Source organism: Streptomyces sp. NPDC034086 (genome assembly GCF_055575515.1).
In genome coordinates this window covers 771,972-791,480 of the sequence record NZ_JBVISM010000001.1, presented here as the reverse complement: position 1 = coordinate 791,480, position 19,509 = coordinate 771,972, and the positions used below count along the sequence as shown (strand labels likewise).

Genomic DNA, 19,509 nt, shown 5'->3' with positions numbered 1-19,509 from the left:
CACTATCTTTCGGGTTCCATCGACACGCCAGTGTATCGATACATTGGCGTATCGATACGCTGGTGTCCCGATAAGCTCGGATGGCCGTACACTCGGAACACGGCCCCACCGCCCGGATCCCGCGAGGAGAGATCCCACCCATGACGTCGACGCCGCAGGTCACCGCGCGCCGCTCCAAGATCAGCCCGGAGCGCGAGCAGGAGTTCTACGACGTCGTCCTCGACCAGCTGCGCGAGTACGGCTACGAGGCGCTCACCATGGAGGGCGTCGCCGCCCGGGCCTCCTGCGGGAAGTCCACGCTCTACCGGCAGTGGAAGACCAAGCCGCAGCTCGTCGCCGCCGCCCTGCGCGCGAGCCGCGCCCGCCGCGGCGAGCGGACCCTCGCGGACGTGGACACCGGCACCCTGGCGGGGGACCTCCGCGAGGCCGCCCGGATCGCGGCCTGCACCTCGGGCCGCGACACCCGCCTCACCCAGGCGCTGGGGGTGGCCGTGCTCAGCGACGAGGAGCTCCGGGCCGCGCTGCGCGAGGCGCTCGTCGAGCCCGAGCTGGCGGCCTTCGGCACCATCGTGGAGCGGGCCGTGACGCGCGAGGAGATCGCCCCGGACCATCCGGCGGTGGAGTTCCTGCCCGCGCAGCTGATGGGCGTCCTGCGCATCCGGCCCGTGCTGGAGGAGCGCTACGCGGACGCCGACTACCTGGTCAGGTTCGTCGACGCGGCCCTGCTGCCCGCGCTGGGCATCACGCCCCCGGCCGCGGACCCGGCCGGGCGGCCCTGACCCCCTGAACCGGCGGCCGCCGTTCACGATGACCGGACGGCGGACCGCTCGCGCTGCCACGTGGGGACGGCGGCAGCGCGCCACCCGGACGGGACGGCGGCCACTCTGCTCGGAGTGGCCGCCGCCCCGTCCGAACGGCCTCCCGCACACGGGGACTCAGCCGTGCGCGGCGCCCATCACCCGGGCGTACTCCTGCGGGTCCGCGTCGAAGCCGCGCGTGCGCGCGTCCATCGCCCAGCCGCCCGAGGCGTCCCGGACGAACTCGGCCACGGTGGCCGCCGTGGCCCCGGGGATCTCCGCGAAGTCGGTGGTGGCGAGGTCCGTGTGGCCCTCCCGGATCCGCAGCCCCGTCCCCCCGACGGCGGCGAAGGTCTTGCGTTCCGGAACCCCGGCGGGCCCCGCGTCCTGGATCACCACGCCGACCACCACCCGGCCCAGCTCCGGCGCCAGCCGGTCCAGTTCGAGGGTCATCACCTCGTCGAATCCGAAGCCCTGCCCGGTACGGCTGTCCCGGCCCAGGGTGATGGTGCCGTCGGGGGCGCGGCTGCCGAAGTGGACGAGGTAGACGGGCTCCCCGTACGGGTCCGAGGTGCCGTAGACGGCGGCGACGATGTCCAGGTCGTTCGCGGGCGTGCCCGCCGGACTGGGGTCCCAGCGCAGCGCGATCTCCACCTTGGCCAGGCTCTTGCGTACTCCGCTCACCGAACTCCCCCTCAGCTTGGCCGCTTTGGCCGTGATGTCCACGGCCATGCTGTCACGCCCGGCTGATCACCGCCCGAACGACCGTAGACAACCGGCCAGTTCCTCCTCGGCCCGGCCGTCCGGTCAGCCGGCCGGATCGACGTGCACGGTCTCCACCCAGGCCGGCGGCCGCGGCGCGTCCGCGCCGATCAACGCGGCGATCAGCCGGCAGGACGGGGACTCCTCGGGCCAGGGGGTGTGGCCGTCGGTCAGGACGACGACGGCCGACGGCCGGTCCGGCCGGGCGAGCGCGGCCGCGATGCCCACCCGCATGTCGGTGCCGCCGCCCCCGGCCAGGGTCACTTCCCGGGCGCTGGTCACCCGGGTGACGGCCCGCACGTCGGCGTCGCAGGCCAGGACCGTCACCCTGTTGCCCCCGACGCCCACCTCGCGCAGCACCCCGGTGACCTCGGCGAGGGCCGCGGCCAGTTCCGCGCCGCCCAGGAGCCGGACGTGTCCACGACGATCGCGACCCGCGGCAGCGGGCGGCGCAGGCTCGGCAGCACCACCCGGCCGCCCGGTGCGGGAGTGCGGCGCGAGGGCCGCCGGTACGTGTGGTCCACCGCGCCGCCGGGCCCAGGCGGCGGCCTCCCGCACCGCCCCGGACAGGGCCCGGCGCCAGTCGACGGCCAGCTCCAGCACCTGCCGCGCCCAGCGCTCCCACCCGGCGGGCACGCTCCCCCGGCCCCGGGAGCGCCGGTGGGCGCGTACCGCCCCGGCGGTACGGCGGCGCAGGGCGTCCGCCTCCGCCGGCCCCACCCGGACGGTGCCGTCGGCCGCGCCGCGTTCCCACGGCGCCGGGGACCCGTGCGCGCCGGAGCCGCAGTCCACCCCGTGCGGGGGTGTGGCCGGAACGGCCGGCAGGTAGCTCTCGGACATCCCGTCCGCGGGGAGGCCGAAGAGGGCCGGCTCCATGCGGCCCGCCGGCAGTTCCAGGCCGTCGGCGAGGAGGTCGTCGTTGATCTCGCAGTCCTGGGCGATGTTGATCCGCACCGGATCGTGCTGGCCGGCGGGCGGCAGCCGGCCGGCGCGGCCGTGGTGGTCGCGCAGCAGGTGGGCCGCCTCGTGGATCCACGCGCCGGACAGCTCGGGGACGGGGGTGCGCGCCACGAACTCCGGCGAGAAGTAGCAGCGCCAGTGCCGGTCGACGCCCATCGTCGCGGTCCTGCCGTCACCGCGGCCGTGCCGGACCGGGCGGTGCGGTGCCGGGCCGCCGTGTGCCTTCGGCCCGGCTACCAGTCGCCGTCCTGGACCGGCTCGCCGGGGCGCGGGGCGTTGCCGAGCGGCAGGACCTGGCCGGGCGCGGGCGGCGTCCAGGGCGCGTGGTCGTCGCCGAGCCAGTCGCCGACGGGCTTGACCCCGGCGAGGGCGCCGGCCGCCGGGAGGTCGGTGCCGGTCTCATCGTAGTAGTCGTACCAGGGCAGTCCGGCCCGGGTGTAGGCGGCGCGGTCCACGGGTGAGGGCGGCGCGGCCTCGCCCGTGATGCGGCGCCACTCGGGCGGGGTCACGAGGTGGACGAAGACCCGGGCGGCGGGCCGGTCCGCCCAGGCCGACGGCGCGCGGTCGTCCTGGTAGACCTCCTGGCGCATCGCACCGCCCACGCCGAGCCCCATGGCGGGGGCCGGTGCCGGACGCCCGGCCGGCGGCGCGGGCGCGGCACCCGGGGCGGGCGCCGCCATCGGCATGGCCGGCACGACGGGCCCGCCGGGGGCGGGCGCCGCGCCGTAACCGCCGCCGCCCGAACGGGCGCTCCGCAGGCTCGCGCGCTGCTCCTCGCGCCAGGCGGCGAGGGCCTCGGCGCCGAGCGGGAACGCCTGGAGCTGCACCCCTCCGGTCACCTCCTCGCCGGTGACCTGCCCCTCGACCGTGGCGCCGAGGCCGAGCGGCACGGCGACGAACTGGCGCACGGTCCCGTCGCCGGAGTTGATCCCGTCGAGCCAGGGCTGGCGGGGCAGCACCACGTAGTTCTGCGGCCCCCGCTCCAGCCGGCCGGTCCACCGCCTGCCCGAGACGGCGCACACCTTGCCGACGCCGACCTGGAGCGCGGCCGGCTCCCGTGACCCGCCGAAGCTGAGCCACATCGCCTCGCGCAGGTACACCGGCAGCATCACGCCGCCCTTGGCGCGCCATTCCGGCGGCACGGTGTCCGGGTAGTCCTCGACCCGGCGCAGCGGGAACTCCCCCAGCCCCGGGGGGAGCGCGTGCGTGCCCGACTCGGGCAGGCGCAATGTCCGGATGAACCGGACTCGTACCGCTTCGCCCAGCAGGAGCGTGTTGCCTTCGACCCTCGCCGCGCCGCTTTCCTCGTTCGCCACCCCGGACAGCCCCTTCTCCCGCCACTCACCGGAACCGCGGGAAGATCCACGGCTGAACCGGATCGTTATGCTCAAGTTTTCCTCAGATGTAGTGACGGTACGGCCGTCACCTTCCTAGCTTCCTCATACACGTGCCCCCGCGCCCCCGCGGTTCCGCACGTCTGCCCCCGTTCCCGCGACGTCCCCCGGGATTCCGCGTTCCCGAGGAAAAGAGTTCAGCATGAAGGTTCCCAAGGCCGGTGCGGTCGCCACGGTGATCGCCCTCGCCGCCACCGCCTCCGGCTGTGGTGGTGAAGCCCCGAAGGAGCCCATCTCCATCGGCATCAAGTTCGACCAGCCCGGAATCGGGCTGCGCGAGAGCAACGGCACCTTCACCGGTTTCGACGTCGACGTGGCCACGTACATCGCCAAGGAACTCGGCTACAAGGCGAGCGAGATCGAGTTCAAGCAGGTGTACAGCTCGGACCGGGAACTGCTGATCCAGTACAACGAGGTCAGGTTCGTCGCCGCCAGCTACACGATCAACGACAAGCGCCGCGAGAAGGTCGAGTTCGCCGGGCCGTACTTCGTCGCCCACCAGGACCTGATGGTCCGCGCCGACGACAACTCCATCACCAAGCCCGAGGACCTCAACACCAAGCGGCTGTGCTCGGTGAGCGGTTCCACCTCCGCGGAGAACGTCCGCAAGACCCTCGCCCCGAAGGCGAGCGTCCTGGAGCTCGGCGGCTACTCGGAGTGCCTCGTCGCCCTCCAGGACAACCTGGTCGACGCGATGACCACCGACAACTCCATCCTCGCCGGATACGCGGCGCGGAAGGGCAACGCGGGCAAGTTCAAGCTGCTCGGGCTGAACCTGAGCAACGAGAACTACGGCATCGGCCTCAAGAAGGGCGACAACGACCTCCAGCGCAAGATCAACCTCGCGCTCACCAAGATGGTGTCCGACGGCTCCTGGGAGGCCGCCGTGAAGAAGAACTTCGGCCCGGCGAACTACAAGTACGAGCCGGCGCCGCAGGTCACCACCGGGAACTGACGGACCCCGGGGCGGGGTCCCCGTCCGGCCCCCGCCCCGGCTCCCGGCTCCCGCCGGCTCCCCGCGCCGCCCCGGCCTCCCGCTCCCGCCGTTACGCGAGCGGCGCCTTGCCGCGCAGTACGGTCAGGAACTCCCGCATCCAGGCCGGGTGGTCGGGCCAGGCCCGGGCCGAGACGAGGGTGCCGTCGACCACGGCCTCGGAGTCCCGGAACACGGCCCCGGCCGCCCGCATGTCGGGCTCCAGCGCCGGATAGGCCGTCACCCGGCGGCCGTCCAGGGCGCCGCTCGCGGCGGTGATCAGCGGGCCGTGGCAGATCTGCGCGATCGGCTTGTCGTCCCCGGCGAAGGCGGCCAGGATCCGCCGCACCTCCGGGTCGTTGCGCAGGTATTCCGGCGCCCGTCCCCCCGGGACGACGACGGCCGCGTACTCGCCGGGATCCACGTCCGCGAAGGCGATGTCGGCGGGCCAGGTGTAGCCGGGCTTCTCCGTGTAGGTGTCGAAGCCCTCCTCGAAGTCGTGCACCACGAAGCGCAGCTTCTTGCGGGAGGGCGCCGCGACGTGCACCTCGTAGCCCTCCTCCCGCAGGCGCTGGTAGGGGTAGAGCACCTCCAGGGACTCCGCCGCGTCGCCGGTCACGATGAGGATCTTCACTGCCATGGGCCACTCCCGTGAGAGCTGTCGGCGGCCGGGTCGGGGCCGCCGTGGGCATCCGCTACCGTGCCCGTGCCCGGCAGCGGACAAACCCCAAGGTCCACACGGCCGACATGTGGTTTTTACCTGATGGGCACATGACAATATGATCCTCGCTCTGCCACTTGATACCCCGCCAACTGCCAGGGCGGGGACGGTGTTTGTGGAGAGGTATCCCCCACGTCATGAAGATCTCCCGTACCGCCCCATGGGCCGCCGGGCTCGCCGCGGCCGCACTGCTCCTCATACCGGCCAGCGCCAGCGCGGGCCAGCAGGGCACGACCGCCGACGTCGCCGCGGCCGCTCCCCAGGCCGCCGCGACCAGCGTGGACGCGTACTACGCGGCCGCGGAGGGCAAGACCGGTGCCGCGCTGAAGTCCGCGCTGCACGACATCATCAAGACCCAGTCCAAGGTCAGCTACGACGGCGTGTGGAACGCGCTGAAGGTCACCGACCAGGACCCCGCGAACCCCGGCAACGTCATCCTGGTCTACTCGGGCCGTTCCCAGTCCAAGTACACCAACGGCGGTGGCGTCAACGACTGGAACCGGGAACACGTCTGGGCCAAGAGCCACGGCGACTTCGGCACCGTCACCGGCCCGGGCACCGACCTGCACCACCTGCGGCCCGAGGACGTCACCGTCAACAGCACCCGCGGCAACAAGGACTTCGACATGGGCGGCAGCCCCGTGTCGGAGGCTCCCGGCAGCTACACCGACGCCGACTCCTTCGAGCCGCGGAACGCGGTCAAGGGCGACGTCGCGCGGATGCTGCTCTACATGGCCGTGCGCTACGACGGCGGGGACGGCTTCGCCGACCTGGAGATGAACGACCGGGTCAACAACGGGACCGCGCCGCTCTTCGGCAGGATCAGCCTGCTCAAGCAGTGGAACCAGATGGACCCGCCGGACGCCTTCGAGCAGCGCCGCAACCAGGTGATCTACGACACCTACCAGCACAACCGCAACCCGTTCATCGACCACCCGGAGTGGGTCAACTCCATCTGGTAACGGTCACGGTCACGGACCCCGCCCGCCGCTCCCCGGCGCCGGCCGGCCCGTGCCGGCGCCTCCCGGGGTCAGGGTCCGAGGCGGCCGGCGAGGGACCGGAAGTCGGCCCAGGACGCCCGCGGCGGGCGCGGGTCCCACACCTTCTGCGCGAGCGCGGCCAGCGGCAGCCGGATGCCCGCGGCCACCTGGGCCGGGGTCTGGGAGGCGGCCAGGTCGCACCAGACGGCGAGGCGGGCGCCGAGGACCTGCGCGTCGTAGCGTGCGGGGACGGCGGTGGTACCGCGCAGCACGAGCGGGGTCCACTGCGCGTAGATCCGCTCGCCGGTCGGGTACGTGAACTGGTTGGGCTCGCCGAGCACGTAGTACAGGTACTCGTCGTTGAGGTTGACCACCTTGCGGCCCGCGTCCAGGTACTCGAGCGGCGGCCGGGCGCCGATCTCCTTGCCCGTCCAGTACTCGGCCTGGACGTCGGCGGCGGGCCGGACGGCCCCGCCCCGGAAGAAGCCGTCGTTCCACGCCTTCAGGGCCTTGCCCGACGGCCTCACGACGTCCGCCCGGTCGTTCAGCCAGCCCGTCGCCAGGTCCTGCACCCGGGCGGTCGGCCCGTAGCGGGCCCGCGCGGCGCTCGCGAGCCCGGGGAAGGAGGCCTGGGGGTCGCGCACCACCAGTGCCTGGTACTCGTCGGCGCCCAGGTGCCAGGCACCGGCCGGGAACAGCGGCAGGAACTCGCGCAGCAGCTCGTCCACGAGCCGGGCGGACGCCGGGTTGGATATGTCCACGGCGCCCTTGACGGCCCGGCCCGCCGCGTCGCGCAGTTGCAGCTCAGGGTGGACGCGGAGCACGGCCCCGAGGTGTCCCGGCGAGTCGATCTCGGGGACGACCGCGATGTGGAGCCGGGCGGCGAGCGCGTTGATCCGGCGCACCTCGGCCTTGGTCAGGTGGGGGGTCGAGACGATCTCGGGGTGGGTGTCGGACTCGATCCGGAAGGCCTGGTCGTCGGAGAAGTGCAGGCCGAGCTGGTTGAGTTTGAGGTCGGCCATCTCGCGCAGCCGGCCCTCTATCCACTCGGCGGTGAAGTGCTTGCGGGCGATGTCGAGGTTGAGGCCGCGCTGGGGCTTCGCCGGGGCATCCTCCACCCTGCCCTCGGGGGCCGAACCGGCCCCGCGTATCTCCTGTTTGAGGGTCCGGGTGCCGTAGAAGACGCCCGCCTCGTCGGGGCCGGTGATGCTGACCCGGCCTCCCTGGACGGTGAGTGCGTACGACTCCGCCGGGCCGGATCCCTTCGCGGCGAGGGCGAGGTGGACGTCGCCCGGCTTCGGCTGGTCCGACTCCGCGTACCCGAGGCGCAGTTCGCCGGCGAGCAGCCTGCCCTCGTCTGCCAGGGCGGCCCGGTCGGCCGGTGCGACGAGGACCCGGGCGCCGGGGGCGGGCTTCCAGCCGGGGCCCCGGGCGGGCACGTGGGCGCGTACGGACGGCACGGTGCGCGGGGCGGTGGAGAGGTCGTACGCGGTCGCGGGCGGCGCGGTCGGCGTCGCGGACGCGGCGGACGGCACGGGGGCCGGTGAGGCGGCGCCGGGGATGGCGCGGGTGCCGTCGGCTCCGGCGGAACAGGCGGGTACGGCGAAGGCGACCAGCGTGGCGGCCGCTGCCGTCGCGATGGCCCGACCTCTGCGGAACCGCCCGGTCGTCTGCCTCATCGTGTGTACCCGTGTCCCCCTGTACCCGTGTCCCCCGTACCAACCTGGCACGGGGGACACGTTCGCGCGACCCGGGGCGGGGCTGCCCCGTGGGGCCTATGCCGCCGCGTCGGCCCGGCGCAGGGCTTCGAGGGCGGCGGACCCGAAGCCGTGGTCCTGCTCGGGGGCCCCGCCGCCGACGCCGACGGCTCCGATCAGGTGGCCGTCGCGGTGGACCGGGAGCCCGCCCGCGATGAAGAGCAGCGGCCGGTCGAGTGCGGTGGGCAGGCTGTGGAAGGGGCCGCCGGGCAGCACGGCCTCGGTGAGCCCGGCGGTGGGGGCGTCCAGCTGGAGGGCGGTGTAGGCCTTGCGGGTGCTGGTCTCGCCGGAGATCAGGACGGCCCGGTCGTCACGGCGGAAGGCCAGCGGGTGGCCGCCCGCGTCCAGGACGGTGACGCTGACCGCGACCCCGGCCGCCTCGGCGGCGGTCCGGGCGGCGGTGACGAGCAGCTCGGCGTCCTCGGTGGTCAGCGGGGAGAGGGTGGTGCGGGACACGGGGGCTCCTGTTGCGGTGGGGTGGTGGGGTGGGGTGGGCCGGGGGTCAGTGGTGGACGGGGGCGGGGGTGGCCGCGGGGGCTCCGGAGGCGATGACGCGGCTCCCGCCCGCCGCGCGGCGGTCCGTGCGGCGCTCGAGCGCTCCGGAGAGGAGGGCGAGGACGAGGGCGGAGGCGGCGAGGGCGGCACCGACCCAGTTCGGGGCGGTCCAGCCGAGCCCGGCGGAGAGGACGAGCCCGCCGAGCCAGGCCGCGAGGGCGTTGCCGAGGTTGAAGGCGCCGATGTTGACGGCGGAGGCCAGCGTGGGGGCGCCGGCGGCCTGGTCGAGGACCCGCTTCTGCAGCGGCGGTACGGTCGCGAAGCCGAGGGCGCCGATGAGGAAGACCGTGACGGCGGCGCCCGCCTTGTCGTGGGCGGTGAGGGTGAACAGGGCCAGTACGACGGCCAGCGCGCCCAGGGACGCGTACAGCATCGGCATCAGGGCGCGGTCGGCGTAACGGCCGCCGACCAGGTTGCCGGCCACCATGCCGAGCCCGAAGAGGACGAGCAGCCAGGTGACGGAGGTGGCGGCGAAGCCGGCGGCGTGGGTCAGCATCGGGGTGATGTAGGTGATCGCGGCGAAGACCCCGCCGAAGCCGAGGACGGTCATCGCCATGGCCAGCAGCACCTGGACGTTGCGGAAGGCGGCCAGCTCGTGGCGGACCCGTACGCCCTCGGGCCGGGGCAGGTCGGGGACCAGCCGGGCGATGCCGAGCAGGCCCAGCACGCCGAGGGCGGCGACGGCCAGGAAGGTGACGCGCCAGCCGAGGTGCTGGCCGACGAGGGTGCCGAGGGGGACGCCGACCACGTTGGCCACGGTCAGGCCGGTGAACATCATGGCGATGGCGCCGGCCTTCTTCTCGGGCGCGACGAGACCTGCGGCGACGACCGAGCCGATGCCGAAGAAGGCTCCGTGGGCGAGGGAGGCGACGACGCGTCCGGCCAGCATCAGGCCGAAGGCGGGGGCGAGCGCGGAGAGCAGGTTGCCCGCGATGAACAGGCCCATGAGCAGCATCAGCATGCGCTTGCGGGGGACGCGGGTGCCGAGGACGGTCATCACCGGGGCGCCGAGGACCACGCCGAGGGCGTAGCCGGTGACCAGGAGGCCGGCGGTGGGGATCGAGACGCCGTAACCGGCCGCGACCTCGGGGAGGAGGCCCATGATCACGAACTCGGTGGTGCCGATCCCGAAGGCTCCGATGGCGAGGGCGAGGAGCGCGAGAGGCATGACGAGGCAGCCCTTCAGGGTTCTGGGGGGTGGGGAGAGCGAGGGCGGGCGCTTATGCGCCCGCCGGTAACGCTCGTCCACATTAATTGCAGACGCGGGATATTTGCAAGCGCGGGCTATTGCGTGCGTGACCTATCCTGGAGCCGAGGAATCGGAAGGCCGCCGACTCGCGCGGCACGGACCCTACGGCGGAGGAGCCCCCATGACGGCCACGGACAGCGCACTGACCCGCCTCGCTCAGGGCTGGTGCGCCCTCTCCCTCCTCCACGGCCGGATCGAGGCGCACATCGAGCGGGCCCTCCAGGCCGGCCACGGTCTGAGCGTGCGCGAGTACTCGCTGCTGGACGTGCTCAGCCGCCAGCACGGCGGGCCCGGCGGCCACCTGCGCATGCACCAGGTCGCGGACTCGGTGGTGCTCAGCCAGAGCGCGACGACCCGGCTGGTCAGCAGGCTGGAGGACCGGGGCCTGCTGAGCCGCTACCTCTGCGACACCGACCGCCGGGGCATCTACACCGACGTCACCGAGGCGGGCCTGGCCCTCCTGGACCAGGCCCGCCCCACGAACGCCGCCGCCCTGCGCGAGGCCCTGGACGAGGCCGCGCTCGACCCTGAGCTGGCCCCCCTGGTGGCGGCGGTGGAGAACACCACCAGGTAGGCGCGGACCCGCCTCCCCCGGCGGGGTCTATCCCCCCGACCGCGAAGGGCTGGCCGTGGCCCGCGGGCCGCCGGAGCCCCCGGGCGCGGCCGGGGCCGTCGTGGGCGGGGCGCCGGTGGGAGCCGGCGGGGCCGTCGGCGACGCCGAGCGCGGCGGCCGCTCCGCGGTCGCCGACGGGGCCGGGGTGGGCACGGCCGCCCCGGTGCTCGGGCCCGCCGGCACGCTCGACGGGCCCGGCGGGACCGGGGCCGACGGTGACACGCTCGGCCGGCCCGTGTCCGCCGGCGCGGTCGGGAGGAGCTCGGGCGGTGCGGCGGGCGGCTCCGGCCGGACCGGCCGCTGGCCGGGCCCGCCGAGCACGAGGTGGCCGGCCAGCGCGCCCGCCGCCAGGCCGGTCAGACCCGCCACGGCCCACGCCCCGCGCCGCAGCCACAGCGGACGCGGGGACAGCCGCCGCCCGTGCGGTCCGGGTGGATCCGCGGGCCGCAGCGAGCGGACCGTCACCTCCTCCGCCCGGGCTTCCAGGGCCTGGCGCAGCCGGCGCTCCACGGGGCGTTCGCCGTCGGGCGCGGTACCCGTAGCACCGGTCATACCCGTCCCTCCAGAATCCGTTCCAGCGCGTCCAGGGCGCGGCTGGCGTTCGACTTGACCGCGCCCCGGCTGATGCCGAGGGTCTCGGCGATCTCCGCCTCGCTCATGTCCGCCCAGTACCGCAGGACCAGCACCTGGCGGCGGCGCGGGGTCAGCTCGCGCAGTGCCGCCAGCACCTCCCGGTGCGCCTCGCCGAGGACCACGGAGGCCTCGGCGGAGGGGACGTCGGCGGTGACCGGCGGGATCCAGGCGCGGGCGGTGCGCCGGCGGCGCAGCACGGACCGCGAGGCGTTCACCACGGAGGTGCGCAGGTAGCCGAGCGCGTTGTCCACCTCCGAGATCTGCTCCCCGTGGCGGCGGTAAAGGGCGGTGAAGGCGTCCTGCACCACGTCCTCGGCGGTGCCCAGGTCGTCGACGAGGAGCACCGCGAGGCGGACCATGCCCAGCCGGTGGGCGTGGTACAGCTCGCTGACGGTCGGCGGGCGCGGCGGCCGCCCGGCGCCGGGGCCGCCGGTGCGGTACGCGTCACCGTGCGGGTGGGCGTCACCGTGCGGGTGGGCGTCACCGTGCGGGTGGGCGTCACCGTGCGGGTACGCGTGTGCGTGGCCGCCGGTCGTGCGGGGGCGGTGGCCGGACGCAGGCGGGGCGGAGCCCTCGCGGCGCGTGAGCCACCCCCACAAGCCCCGCCACACCCGGGCGGGGCCGGGCGGGACGGGGCTGGCGGTGGTCGCGAGTTCGAGCACGGGTGTCCTCAGTTGCCGGCGCGGCGCCGCACGGCGAACAGGGCACCGCCGCCGGCGGCGACGAGCGCGGCCGCTCCGGCCCCGAGGGCGACGGTGGTCGCCGAGGAGCCAGTATGCGCCAGCTCGGACCCCTCACCGGAGGCGGCCGACGCGGAGGGGGCGGCGGAGGGCTGGGCGCCCCCGGCCGGCCGCGAGGGGACCGGGGTGGGCGTCGCACCGCCCGGCGGGGCCGGGACGGTGCTCGGCTCGCCGGTGCCGCCGCCCGCCGGGCGCGAGGGCACCGCGGTGGGCTGGGCGCCACTGGCCGGGCGCGAGGGCACCGCGGTGGGCTGCTCCCCGGCCGGGCGCGCCGGGACGGTGCTCGGCGCCGGGGCGGGGGCGGACGTCGGTGAGGCGGAGGGTCCCTGCGCGGCGGAGGCCGGTCCGGCCAGGGCGATGACCGCCCCGGCGGCGGCGACGGCGACGGCCGCCCGGCGGGCGGTGACGGGAACAACGCGCTTCAGGTTCTTCACAGTGGCTCTCCACGGTCGCGTGCGGGGCGGGAAATCCGCCCTTCACCCCCGCACGACGCGCGAGTGTCCGATCGGTTGCCGCTGTCGCGGAAAAAACTTCGCGCGCCGTCCCGTCCGCCCGGTTCAGGGACGGGGCGGCGGCCAGGGGACCTCTTCCAGCAGCGGCAGCAGCACCTCCTCCTCGAAGTCCAGATGTGCCGTCAGCTCCGCCGTCATCCGCGCCAGCCCGGCTCGGAACCGCTCGGGTTCGGTGATGGTCAACTCCCCGAGCAGCGAGGCCAGTTCGGCCTGGATCCGGGCGACCACGCGGTGCTCCTCGCGCAGCCGCTCGAAGGTGGCCGCCAGGTGCGGGTGGTGGGCGGCGATCCCGGGAAACAGGTGCGCGTCCTCGCTGGTGTGGTGGAACTCCAGGCCCTGGCAGAAGGCCAGGCAGCGCTGGCGGATCTGCAGTCCGAGCCCCGGCGCCGGCGGTCCGTCCGGCCCGGTGCCGGCGGCGCGGGCGGCGAAGTGGGCCTCCGTTTCGGCGCCGACGTGACGCAGCTGGGCCCGCAGCCAGGTGTGGACCTCCAGGAGCTTGCCCGCCAGCGTGGTGACTTCGGCGGACGCCTGCCGGCCGACGGGCTCCGCGGGCTCCAGGCGGACCACGGGGAGCGGCCGGGTGGTGCGGGCCTGGTAGTCGGCGTATCCGGGGGCGGCGCGCACGACGGCCTCGAAGAGCTCCGCGCGCCGGGCCCCTTCGGCCGGTACCGCGAGGGCCTCGAAGGTGTCGCCGCCGAGCTCCACGGACACCTGCGGGTGGGCCAGGAGGTTGTGGTACCAGTCCGGGTGGCGGCCGGCGCCGAGGTTGGAGCCGACGATCAGCAGGACGCCCTCGTGGCGGACGTAGCCGAGCGGCGTGGTGTGCCCGGCTCCCGACCGGGCGCCGGTGGTGGTGAGCAGGAGCAGGTCCTCGCCTTCGAAGGGGCCGCCGACCTCGCCTCGGCGGGCGCGGAACTCCTCGATGACGGACCGGTTGAAGTCATGGGCGGGCGTGGGCACAGGGCGTTTCTCTCTCTGGGCGTGCCTGTCCGGCGCGCCACCGGTCCCCCGGCGGGCCGCTGGGGAGCGGGAGTCGCCGGAGCGGGGCGTGCGGGGACAGGCGTACGGACGTGCGCGTGTACGCGGGCACGGAAGGAAGGAAGGAAGGAAGGAAGGAAGGGCGGATCCGGCTCGGAGGCCGGACCGCGACGCGGGAGCCGTGGGTACGGCTGCTCTACGTCAACTACGGGGCACGGAGCGCTGATTCATGGCGGTTCCCTGCGTCAAGGGTGTTCGCCCGATCACCGGCCGGCCCACTGCTCTTTGGCCGGAGTCACGCGACACCGTCGTCATTACACGCAAGGGGCAGGGCAGTTGTCAATGCCGTTGATCACGTACGCACGCGCGCAGGGCCCGGCCCAGGACGGCGACGCCCTCCTCGATCTCACCGGCCGGCCCGGCCGCGTACCCCAGGACGAGGCCCGGCGGGCCGGGGCGCAGCCGGTACCAGGACAGCGGATGCGCCTTGACGCCGAGGGCCAGGGCGGCCTCCGCCACGGCGGTGTCGGAGAAGGAGGCACCGTCGAAGGTGACCATGAGGTGCAGCCCCGCCGCGGCGCCGTGCACCCGGGCCCCGGGCAGCCGCTCGGCGACGGCCCGCAGCATCGCGTCCCGGCGGCGGCGGTGTCGGCGGCGTACGAAGCGCAGGTGGGCCTCCAGTTCGCCCGAGCCCATCAGCCGGGCGAGGACGAGCTGCGCGAGGACGGGGTTGCCGAGGTCGGCGTAGCCCTTGGCCTCCACGACCCGGTCGCGCAGGCGCCGCGGGACCAGCAGCCAGCCCAGCCGCAGGGCCGGGGCGAGGAGCTTGGACACGCTTCCCGCGTAGCAGACCCCCTCGGGCGCCAGGGCCCGCAGGGCGGGGACGGGCGCGCGGTCGTAGCGGTGCTCGGCGTCGTAGTCGTCCTCCAGGACCAGTCCCCCGGTGGCGGCCCAGTCCAGGAGGGCCCGGCGGCGCCCCCCGTCGAGGACGACGCCGGTCGGGAACTGGTGCGCCGGGGTCATCAGCACCGCCTGCGCCCCGCTCGCCCGCAGCGCGGCCACGTCCAGGCCGGCCCCGTCCACGGGTACGCCCACCACGTCCAGCCCGCCGTGCTCCAGCTGGCGGCGCGCGCCCAGCGAGCCGGGGTCCTCCACCGCCACCCGGCGCACCCCCGCCCCGGGCAGCACCTGCGCGAGCAGCCCGAGGGCCTGCGCGACCCCGGCGACCACGACGACCTCGGCGGGATCCGCCCGGATGCCCCGGTTGCGGGCCAGCCAGCCGGCGACCGCCTCCCGCAGGGCGGGCGCGCCCTGCGGGTTGCCGTAGCCGAAGTCGGCCGCGGTGAGGGCGGCGAGCACCCGGCGCTCGGCCCGGAGCCAGGCGGCGCGCGGGAAGGCGGTCAGGTCGGGCACCCCGGGCGAGAGGTCGATCCGGCAGGGAGCGGCGCGCAGCGCGTCCACCGGTCCGCCGCGCGGGACGGCGCCCGCGGGCCCGGCCGGCCCGGGCGGCGGCGGGGGCGGGGGCGGCGCGGCGACGACCACGGTCCCCGCCCGGCCCCGGCCCGCCACCTGGCCGGTCTCGGCGAGCCGCTGGTAGGCCTCGGTCACCAGTCCCCGGGAGACGCGCAGTTCGGCGGCGAGCACCCGGCTGGCGGGGAGCTTGCTGCCGACGGGGAGCGTGCCGTCGGCGATGGCGGCGCGCAGCCGGCCGGCGAGCCACTCGGTGCGGTTGCCGGGCGGGGCCTGGCCGATGTCGAGCTGGAGGAAGTCGGAACCCGTTATGGACCCCTTGGGCATGCCTTCATTGGACCTGCTCACCGGACCATTGTGCCTCCAGGCTGGACCGCATGAGTACCTGCGCGTCACCCTCGACCCCTCCCCCCGCCCCGGCATCGGCTTCCACGGCCCGGCCCGCCCGCGCCGCCGCGCCGGTTCCCCCCGGCCGCTCCACCGCCCTGCGCGACCTGGCCCCCGGCATCACCGGGATGGCGCTGGTCGGCGGCAGCGTCGGTGTCTCCCGCGCCCTGGTGGACGCCCCGCTGTTCGCCTCCCAGGCGGTCCGTTACGTGGTCGCCGCCGTGATCCTGGTCGTCCTCGCCCGCGTCGCCCGGGTCCCGCTGTCGCGGCCCAGGGGGCGGGAATGGCTGTGGCTGGCCGGGATCGCGGCCGGCGGACTGGTGCTGTTCAACGTGGCCGTCGTCCGGGGCGTCGCGCACGCCGAGCCGGCCGTCATCGCCGTCGCCGTGGCCTCCGTACCGGTGCTGCTCGGGCTCGTCGGCCCGCTGCTGGAGCGGCGCCGGCCCAGCCGCCGGGTGCTGCTGGCGGCGGCCGTGGTCGTGGCGGGGGCGGTACTGGTCGAGGGGACCGGGCGGACCGACGCGGCGGGGCTGGGCTGGGCGGCCCTGGCGCTGGCCTGCGAGGCGGCGTTCACCCTGCTCGCGGTGCCGGTTCTGGGCCGGCACGGCCCGTGGGGGGTCTCCGTACACGCGGTGTGGATGGGGGCGGTGATGCTGGTGGTGCTGTCGGCGTGCACGGAAGGCCCGACCGCGGCGGCCGAGCTGACCGCCGGGCACTGGGCCGCCGTCGGGTACCTGGCGGTGCTGGTGACGGCCGTGGCGTTCCTGCTCTGGTACCGCACGGTGGCCGCCGTGGGCTCCGGCCGGGCGGGGCTGCTGACCGGGGTCGCCCCGCTCGCGGCGGCCGGCGCCGGGGTGCTGTCGGGGGGCGGGACGCCGGGCCCGGTGGTGTGGCTGGGCCTGGCGGTGGTGATCGCCGGGCTGGCGCTGGGCCTGCGGGGAGGCGGGGAGGCCCCGGTCCCGCAGTCCGCGGCGCCGGCCCCTGCCCCTGCATTGGCATCGGCATCGGCATCGGCCAGGTCGTAGCGCGTCGTCAGCACCGCGCCGGCGCCGTGCGCCTTCGCCCGCTCGATGGCGCGCACACAACCGGCACCATTCTGGCGATATTGCGCATATCGGGCTAATGGCCGGTGCGTCGGCCCGGACGCGCCCCGCCCCGTCGTCATAGTCGTCGGTGGCGGCCCGAGGGCTGCCACCCCCAGCCGCGCCCGGCGGCCGGGCGGAAGCCTTCGTGGAGGAGCGGCTCATGCTGAAGCCCACCAGGACCATCCTCGCTCTCGCCGCCGGCAGCATGGTGCTCGGCCTGTTCGGGGCGGGCGTCGCCGTCGCGGACGGCGGTCCGGTGGCCGACGGACCGCGCGCGCAGAAGGTCCTCGACGACGACCCCGGCTACGACGAGTTCGACGAGTACGCCCCCGGCTACGACGAGTCCGAGGACGGGCAGTCCGTCGACGAGGGGGCCGTCACGTACCCCAAGCCCAGGCACGCCCTGGGCAGGGTCGTCTCGCAGGGCCCGCTGAAGGTCCGCAGCAAGCCCACCACCCGCTCGAAGTCGCTGGGCACGGTGCACCCCCGCCAGAAGCTGTCGATCGTGTGCAAGAAGCACGGCGAGAAGGTCGACGGAAACGACCTCTGGTACCTGCTGGACCGCAGGCACGGCCGGACGGCCGTGGACGGCCAGGACGGCGTCGACGGCGTCGACGACAAGATGTACGAGCGCAAGCGCGCGTGGGTCTCGGCCCGCTACGTCAAGGACATCACCCCGGTCAGGTGGTGCCGTTCCTGACCCTCCCGGGCCGCCCCGGCGGGCGTACGGGACGGGGCCGCGCGCCCCGGCTCCCGTACGCCCGTCGGCGTGTCAGAAGTCGCCGTAGTTGACCTGCCAGGTCGGCAGGCCCATCCGGCGCCAGACGGCGACCACCCGGTCCCGGTCGTCGAGCGACACCCGCACGGCGTAGCGGTCGCGCACGTGCGCGTCGAAGAGCTCCGCCTTGACCACGTCGTCGCGGCGGGTGTCACCCGCGGCCCGCATCCACAGTTCGTCGTAGGGCACCTCGTGGCGCCGCAGCCAGGACTCCGTCTGCTGCCGGTGCTCCTCGCCGCGCCCGGACAGCAGCACGATCGTGTCCCCGTCCGCGCGCCGGAAGGCGTCGAGCGCGTGGCGCACGGACGCGTTCAGGAGGTCGGCTTCGCAGCGCGAGAAGTCGTACGGGCCGCGGTCCCCGGTGAGGGCCAGCGTGCCGTCGATGTCGCACATCACGGCGGGCGGGAGGTCGGGGTCGGGCACGTACGGGCGGACGGGCGGCTGGTCGTTGAGCCACTCCGCGGTGAGCCGCCAGCCGCCCCTCCTCGCCTTGGCGTGCTTGTCGGCGAGTATCCGGATGATCTCCTCGCCGACCGGCCGCTCGCGTGCGGCGTCACGGCGCAGGCACTCCTCGACGGGCACGCCGGTGAAGTCGTGCACGACGAAGACGGCGCGGCCGGCGACCGCCGCCTTGAGGCGCTTGGGGATGTGCGAGGTGAGGTGGGTGTTGTCGACGACCACGTCGAAGCCGTCGTCGACGGCCGCGCGGACCGCCGCGTCCTGGACGGCCAGCACGGTCTGCTCGTGCCGGTGGGAACGGCCCCGGCCGGGGTCGGGCACGTCGAGCATGGCCCGCAGGTCGTCGAGGTTGACCCGGCGCACGCGTCCCGCGGCCTCGGCCTGCAGGGCGCGGGCGGCGGTCGTCTTGCCCGAGGCCGGCAACCCCGTCATGACGTGGACCACGGGGAGTTCGGGCTCTTCGGACACGTTCAGTTCTCCTCGTCGGTGGTGTAGGGGTCGGCGGCCTCCGGCCGTACGGCGCGCCAGGAGACCAGCTCGGTGCCGCGGCCCTCCAGGCGGGCGAACATGGCCGAGCGGATCCGGCCGTCGGGGATCTCCTTGGCGGCGCGGGCGAAGGCGCCGCGGTCGCCGGTCAGGTGCGCCAGGGACTCGAAGGCCTCGTCTATGGCCTGTTCGTGGCGGGCGAACGCCTCCTCCAGGCCCGCGATCACCTCGCGCACCCAGGTGTCGAACTCGTCGGGGACCTGCTCGAGCAGCTCGTCCAGCGGGCGCCGGTCCTTGGAGCGGATGCCCTCGAGCTCGGCGACCGAGCAGCCGAGGCCCTGGGCGAGGCGTTTGACGGACGTCCCGGCGAAGCGCTGGATGCCGTGGCCGCGCCAGATGTCCCGCTCGGTGACGCCGGTCAGCAGTTTGTGGAGGCGTACGTACTCCGAGAGCTTGGCCTTCGCGCGGACGCCGGAGGCGAAGCGCAGCACGAAGCCCTCGGCGTCGGTGCCGGTCGCGGGCCCGCCGCCGGGAAGGGTGCTGGAGTCGGCGAGGGCGAGCAGTTCCCCGAGCGGCATGGCCGGCCACACCTTGACGACGGAGCCGATGCCCCGCCAGTGGCCGGCGGCCTCGGCGAGCGGCACCTCGGTGCCGTCCAGCCGGAACGCGGCGAGCAGGACGAGGTCCCGGCGGTCGCCGTAGTCGACCACGATCCGGTTCTGCGGGTACAGGATCTCCGCGAGGTAGGTGACGCCGGGCACGAGGGCCGTGGTGTCGCGGGTGTCGAGGCGGCGCTGTGCCCAGCCGGCCTGGGCGCTGGTGAAGGAGCCCTTGGAGGCGGCGCGCCAGTGGTCCGCGTAGTGGAAGACCACCGCGAGGCTGCCGTCGACCTTGTCGTACACCTCGAACGGCTCGTCGGGCAGGGCGGGCGCGTAGGGGCGGCCGGAGGCGTGCTCGCCGACGTTGAAGAACTTCGGCAGGGGCAGCGCGACGACCTCTCCCGTCTCGTCGTCGGCGACCAGGCCGCGGCAGCGCGTGGTGACCCTGTTCCACACCTGCTCGTACTGCGCGGCGCGCGTGTACGTGTAGAGGGACAGGGGCAGTTCGGGGTGCTGCTTGCGGGTCACGTGCCCGGCGTCGATGGCCTGCGCCAACTCCTGAGGGGGCAGCAGGCCGTGCAGAGTCAGGTGGTCCTGGCTCATGGGTTTCCTCCCGGTTCG

The 19,509-nt window shown here is 75.0% G+C and carries 20 protein-coding genes; 6 read left to right on the top strand and 14 right to left on the bottom strand.

The annotated features are described in order from the left end of the window. Positions 1-140 precede the first annotated feature (140 nt). Positions 141-779, top strand: a complete 639-nt coding sequence (locus tag ACZ514_RS03560) for a TetR/AcrR family transcriptional regulator (RefSeq protein WP_469123994.1) — start codon at positions 141-143, stop codon at positions 777-779. A gap of 156 nt (positions 780-935) precedes the next feature. Here ACZ514_RS03560 and ACZ514_RS03555 read toward each other — a convergent pair whose 3' ends face one another. The 3 genes from ACZ514_RS03555 to ACZ514_RS03545 form a co-directional block, all read right to left on the bottom strand. Beyond that, the gene (locus ACZ514_RS03555) at positions 936-1,481 is read right to left on the bottom strand and encodes a TerD family protein (RefSeq protein WP_468162595.1); all 546 of its coding nucleotides are present in this window, start codon (positions 1,479-1,481) and stop codon (positions 936-938) included. 123 nt (positions 1,482-1,604) lie between these two features. Continuing rightward, positions 1,605-2,759: a vWA domain-containing protein gene (locus ACZ514_RS03550; protein WP_469124191.1), complete on the bottom strand. Its 1,155-nt coding sequence runs from the start codon at positions 2,757-2,759 to the stop codon at positions 1,605-1,607. Beyond that, positions 2,753-3,835, bottom strand: coding sequence for a hypothetical protein (locus ACZ514_RS03545; RefSeq protein ID WP_468162597.1), 1,083 nt, complete (start codon positions 3,833-3,835; stop codon positions 2,753-2,755). The genes ACZ514_RS03550 and ACZ514_RS03545 overlap by 7 nt, the downstream gene beginning before the upstream one ends. A 220-nt stretch (positions 3,836-4,055) precedes the next feature. Here ACZ514_RS03545 and ACZ514_RS03540 point away from each other — a divergent pair, with 220 nt between their 5' ends. Next, complete coding sequence (locus tag ACZ514_RS03540; RefSeq protein WP_468162599.1) at positions 4,056-4,868, top strand: glutamate ABC transporter substrate-binding protein; 813 nt, start codon at positions 4,056-4,058, stop codon at positions 4,866-4,868. 91 nt (positions 4,869-4,959) lie between these two features. On the opposite strand, the gene ACZ514_RS03535 is transcribed toward ACZ514_RS03540, so the two are convergent. Beyond that, on the bottom strand, positions 4,960-5,526 hold the full coding sequence (locus tag ACZ514_RS03535; protein ID WP_468162601.1) for a DJ-1/PfpI family protein: 567 nt from the start codon (positions 5,524-5,526) through the stop codon (positions 4,960-4,962). A gap of 218 nt (positions 5,527-5,744) precedes the next feature. Between ACZ514_RS03535 and ACZ514_RS03530 the strand changes: the two genes are divergently transcribed. Next, entirely contained in the window at positions 5,745-6,569 is an 825-nt protein-coding gene (locus tag ACZ514_RS03530) for an endonuclease I family protein (RefSeq protein WP_468162603.1), read from the top strand. A gap of 68 nt (positions 6,570-6,637) precedes the next feature. Here the strand turns inward: ACZ514_RS03530 and ACZ514_RS03525 are convergent, their stop codons facing one another. The 3 genes from ACZ514_RS03525 to ACZ514_RS03515 form a co-directional block, all read right to left on the bottom strand. Further along, positions 6,638-8,266 carry a beta-N-acetylhexosaminidase gene (locus ACZ514_RS03525; RefSeq protein WP_468162605.1) on the bottom strand — a complete coding sequence of 543 codons (1,629 nt, stop codon included), beginning with the start codon at positions 8,264-8,266 and terminating at the stop codon, positions 6,638-6,640. Between the two features lie 96 nt (positions 8,267-8,362). Further along, the gene (locus ACZ514_RS03520; RefSeq protein ID WP_468694803.1) at positions 8,363-8,800 is read right to left on the bottom strand and encodes a GlcG/HbpS family heme-binding protein; all 438 of its coding nucleotides are present in this window, start codon (positions 8,798-8,800) and stop codon (positions 8,363-8,365) included. Between the two features lie 46 nt (positions 8,801-8,846). Beyond that, the gene (locus tag ACZ514_RS03515; RefSeq protein ID WP_468162609.1) at positions 8,847-10,067 is read right to left on the bottom strand and encodes an MFS transporter; all 1,221 of its coding nucleotides are present in this window, start codon (positions 10,065-10,067) and stop codon (positions 8,847-8,849) included. Between the two features lie 202 nt (positions 10,068-10,269). Here ACZ514_RS03515 and ACZ514_RS03510 point away from each other — a divergent pair, with 202 nt between their 5' ends. Continuing rightward, complete coding sequence (locus tag ACZ514_RS03510; RefSeq protein WP_468694808.1) at positions 10,270-10,722, top strand: MarR family winged helix-turn-helix transcriptional regulator; 453 nt, start codon at positions 10,270-10,272, stop codon at positions 10,720-10,722. 27 nt (positions 10,723-10,749) lie between these two features. Here the strand turns inward: ACZ514_RS03510 and ACZ514_RS03505 are convergent, their stop codons facing one another. The 5 genes from ACZ514_RS03505 to pdxR form a co-directional block, all read right to left on the bottom strand. Then, the gene (locus ACZ514_RS03505) at positions 10,750-11,313 is read right to left on the bottom strand and encodes a hypothetical protein (RefSeq protein ID WP_469123993.1); all 564 of its coding nucleotides are present in this window, start codon (positions 11,311-11,313) and stop codon (positions 10,750-10,752) included. Further along, complete coding sequence (locus ACZ514_RS03500) at positions 11,310-12,056, bottom strand: RNA polymerase sigma factor (protein ID WP_469123992.1); 747 nt, start codon at positions 12,054-12,056, stop codon at positions 11,310-11,312. The genes ACZ514_RS03505 and ACZ514_RS03500 overlap by 4 nt, the downstream gene beginning before the upstream one ends. Before the next feature lie 8 nt (positions 12,057-12,064). Then, a complete protein-coding gene (locus tag ACZ514_RS03495) occupies positions 12,065-12,568 on the bottom strand; it encodes an LAETG motif-containing sortase-dependent surface protein (protein WP_468162617.1) in 504 nt (167 codons plus the stop codon). A gap of 123 nt (positions 12,569-12,691) precedes the next feature. Beyond that, positions 12,692-13,606 carry a nitroreductase/quinone reductase family protein gene (locus tag ACZ514_RS03490; protein WP_469123991.1) on the bottom strand — a complete coding sequence of 305 codons (915 nt, stop codon included), beginning with the start codon at positions 13,604-13,606 and terminating at the stop codon, positions 12,692-12,694. A 357-nt stretch (positions 13,607-13,963) separates the two neighbouring features. Continuing rightward, a complete protein-coding gene (gene pdxR, locus ACZ514_RS03485; RefSeq protein ID WP_469123990.1) occupies positions 13,964-15,442 on the bottom strand; it encodes a MocR-like pyridoxine biosynthesis transcription factor PdxR in 1,479 nt (492 codons plus the stop codon). A 29-nt stretch (positions 15,443-15,471) separates the two neighbouring features. On the opposite strand from pdxR, the gene ACZ514_RS03480 reads away from it, so the two are divergent. Further along, positions 15,472-16,506, top strand: coding sequence for an EamA family transporter (locus ACZ514_RS03480; RefSeq protein ID WP_469123989.1), 1,035 nt, complete (start codon positions 15,472-15,474; stop codon positions 16,504-16,506). Positions 16,507-16,726: 220 nt separating this feature from the next. Next, positions 16,727-17,266, top strand: a complete 540-nt coding sequence (locus ACZ514_RS03475) for an SH3 domain-containing protein (protein ID WP_469123988.1) — start codon at positions 16,727-16,729, stop codon at positions 17,264-17,266. A gap of 72 nt (positions 17,267-17,338) precedes the next feature. On the opposite strand, the gene ACZ514_RS03470 is transcribed toward ACZ514_RS03475, so the two are convergent. Together ACZ514_RS03470 and ACZ514_RS03465 are read right to left on the bottom strand one after the other, a co-directional pair. Beyond that, a complete protein-coding gene (locus tag ACZ514_RS03470) occupies positions 17,339-18,271 on the bottom strand; it encodes a phosphatase domain-containing protein (RefSeq protein WP_468694826.1) in 933 nt (310 codons plus the stop codon). Between the two features lie 2 nt (positions 18,272-18,273). Beyond that, positions 18,274-19,491, bottom strand: coding sequence for an RNA ligase (locus ACZ514_RS03465; RefSeq protein ID WP_469123987.1), 1,218 nt, complete (start codon positions 19,489-19,491; stop codon positions 18,274-18,276). Positions 19,492-19,509 lie beyond the last annotated feature (18 nt).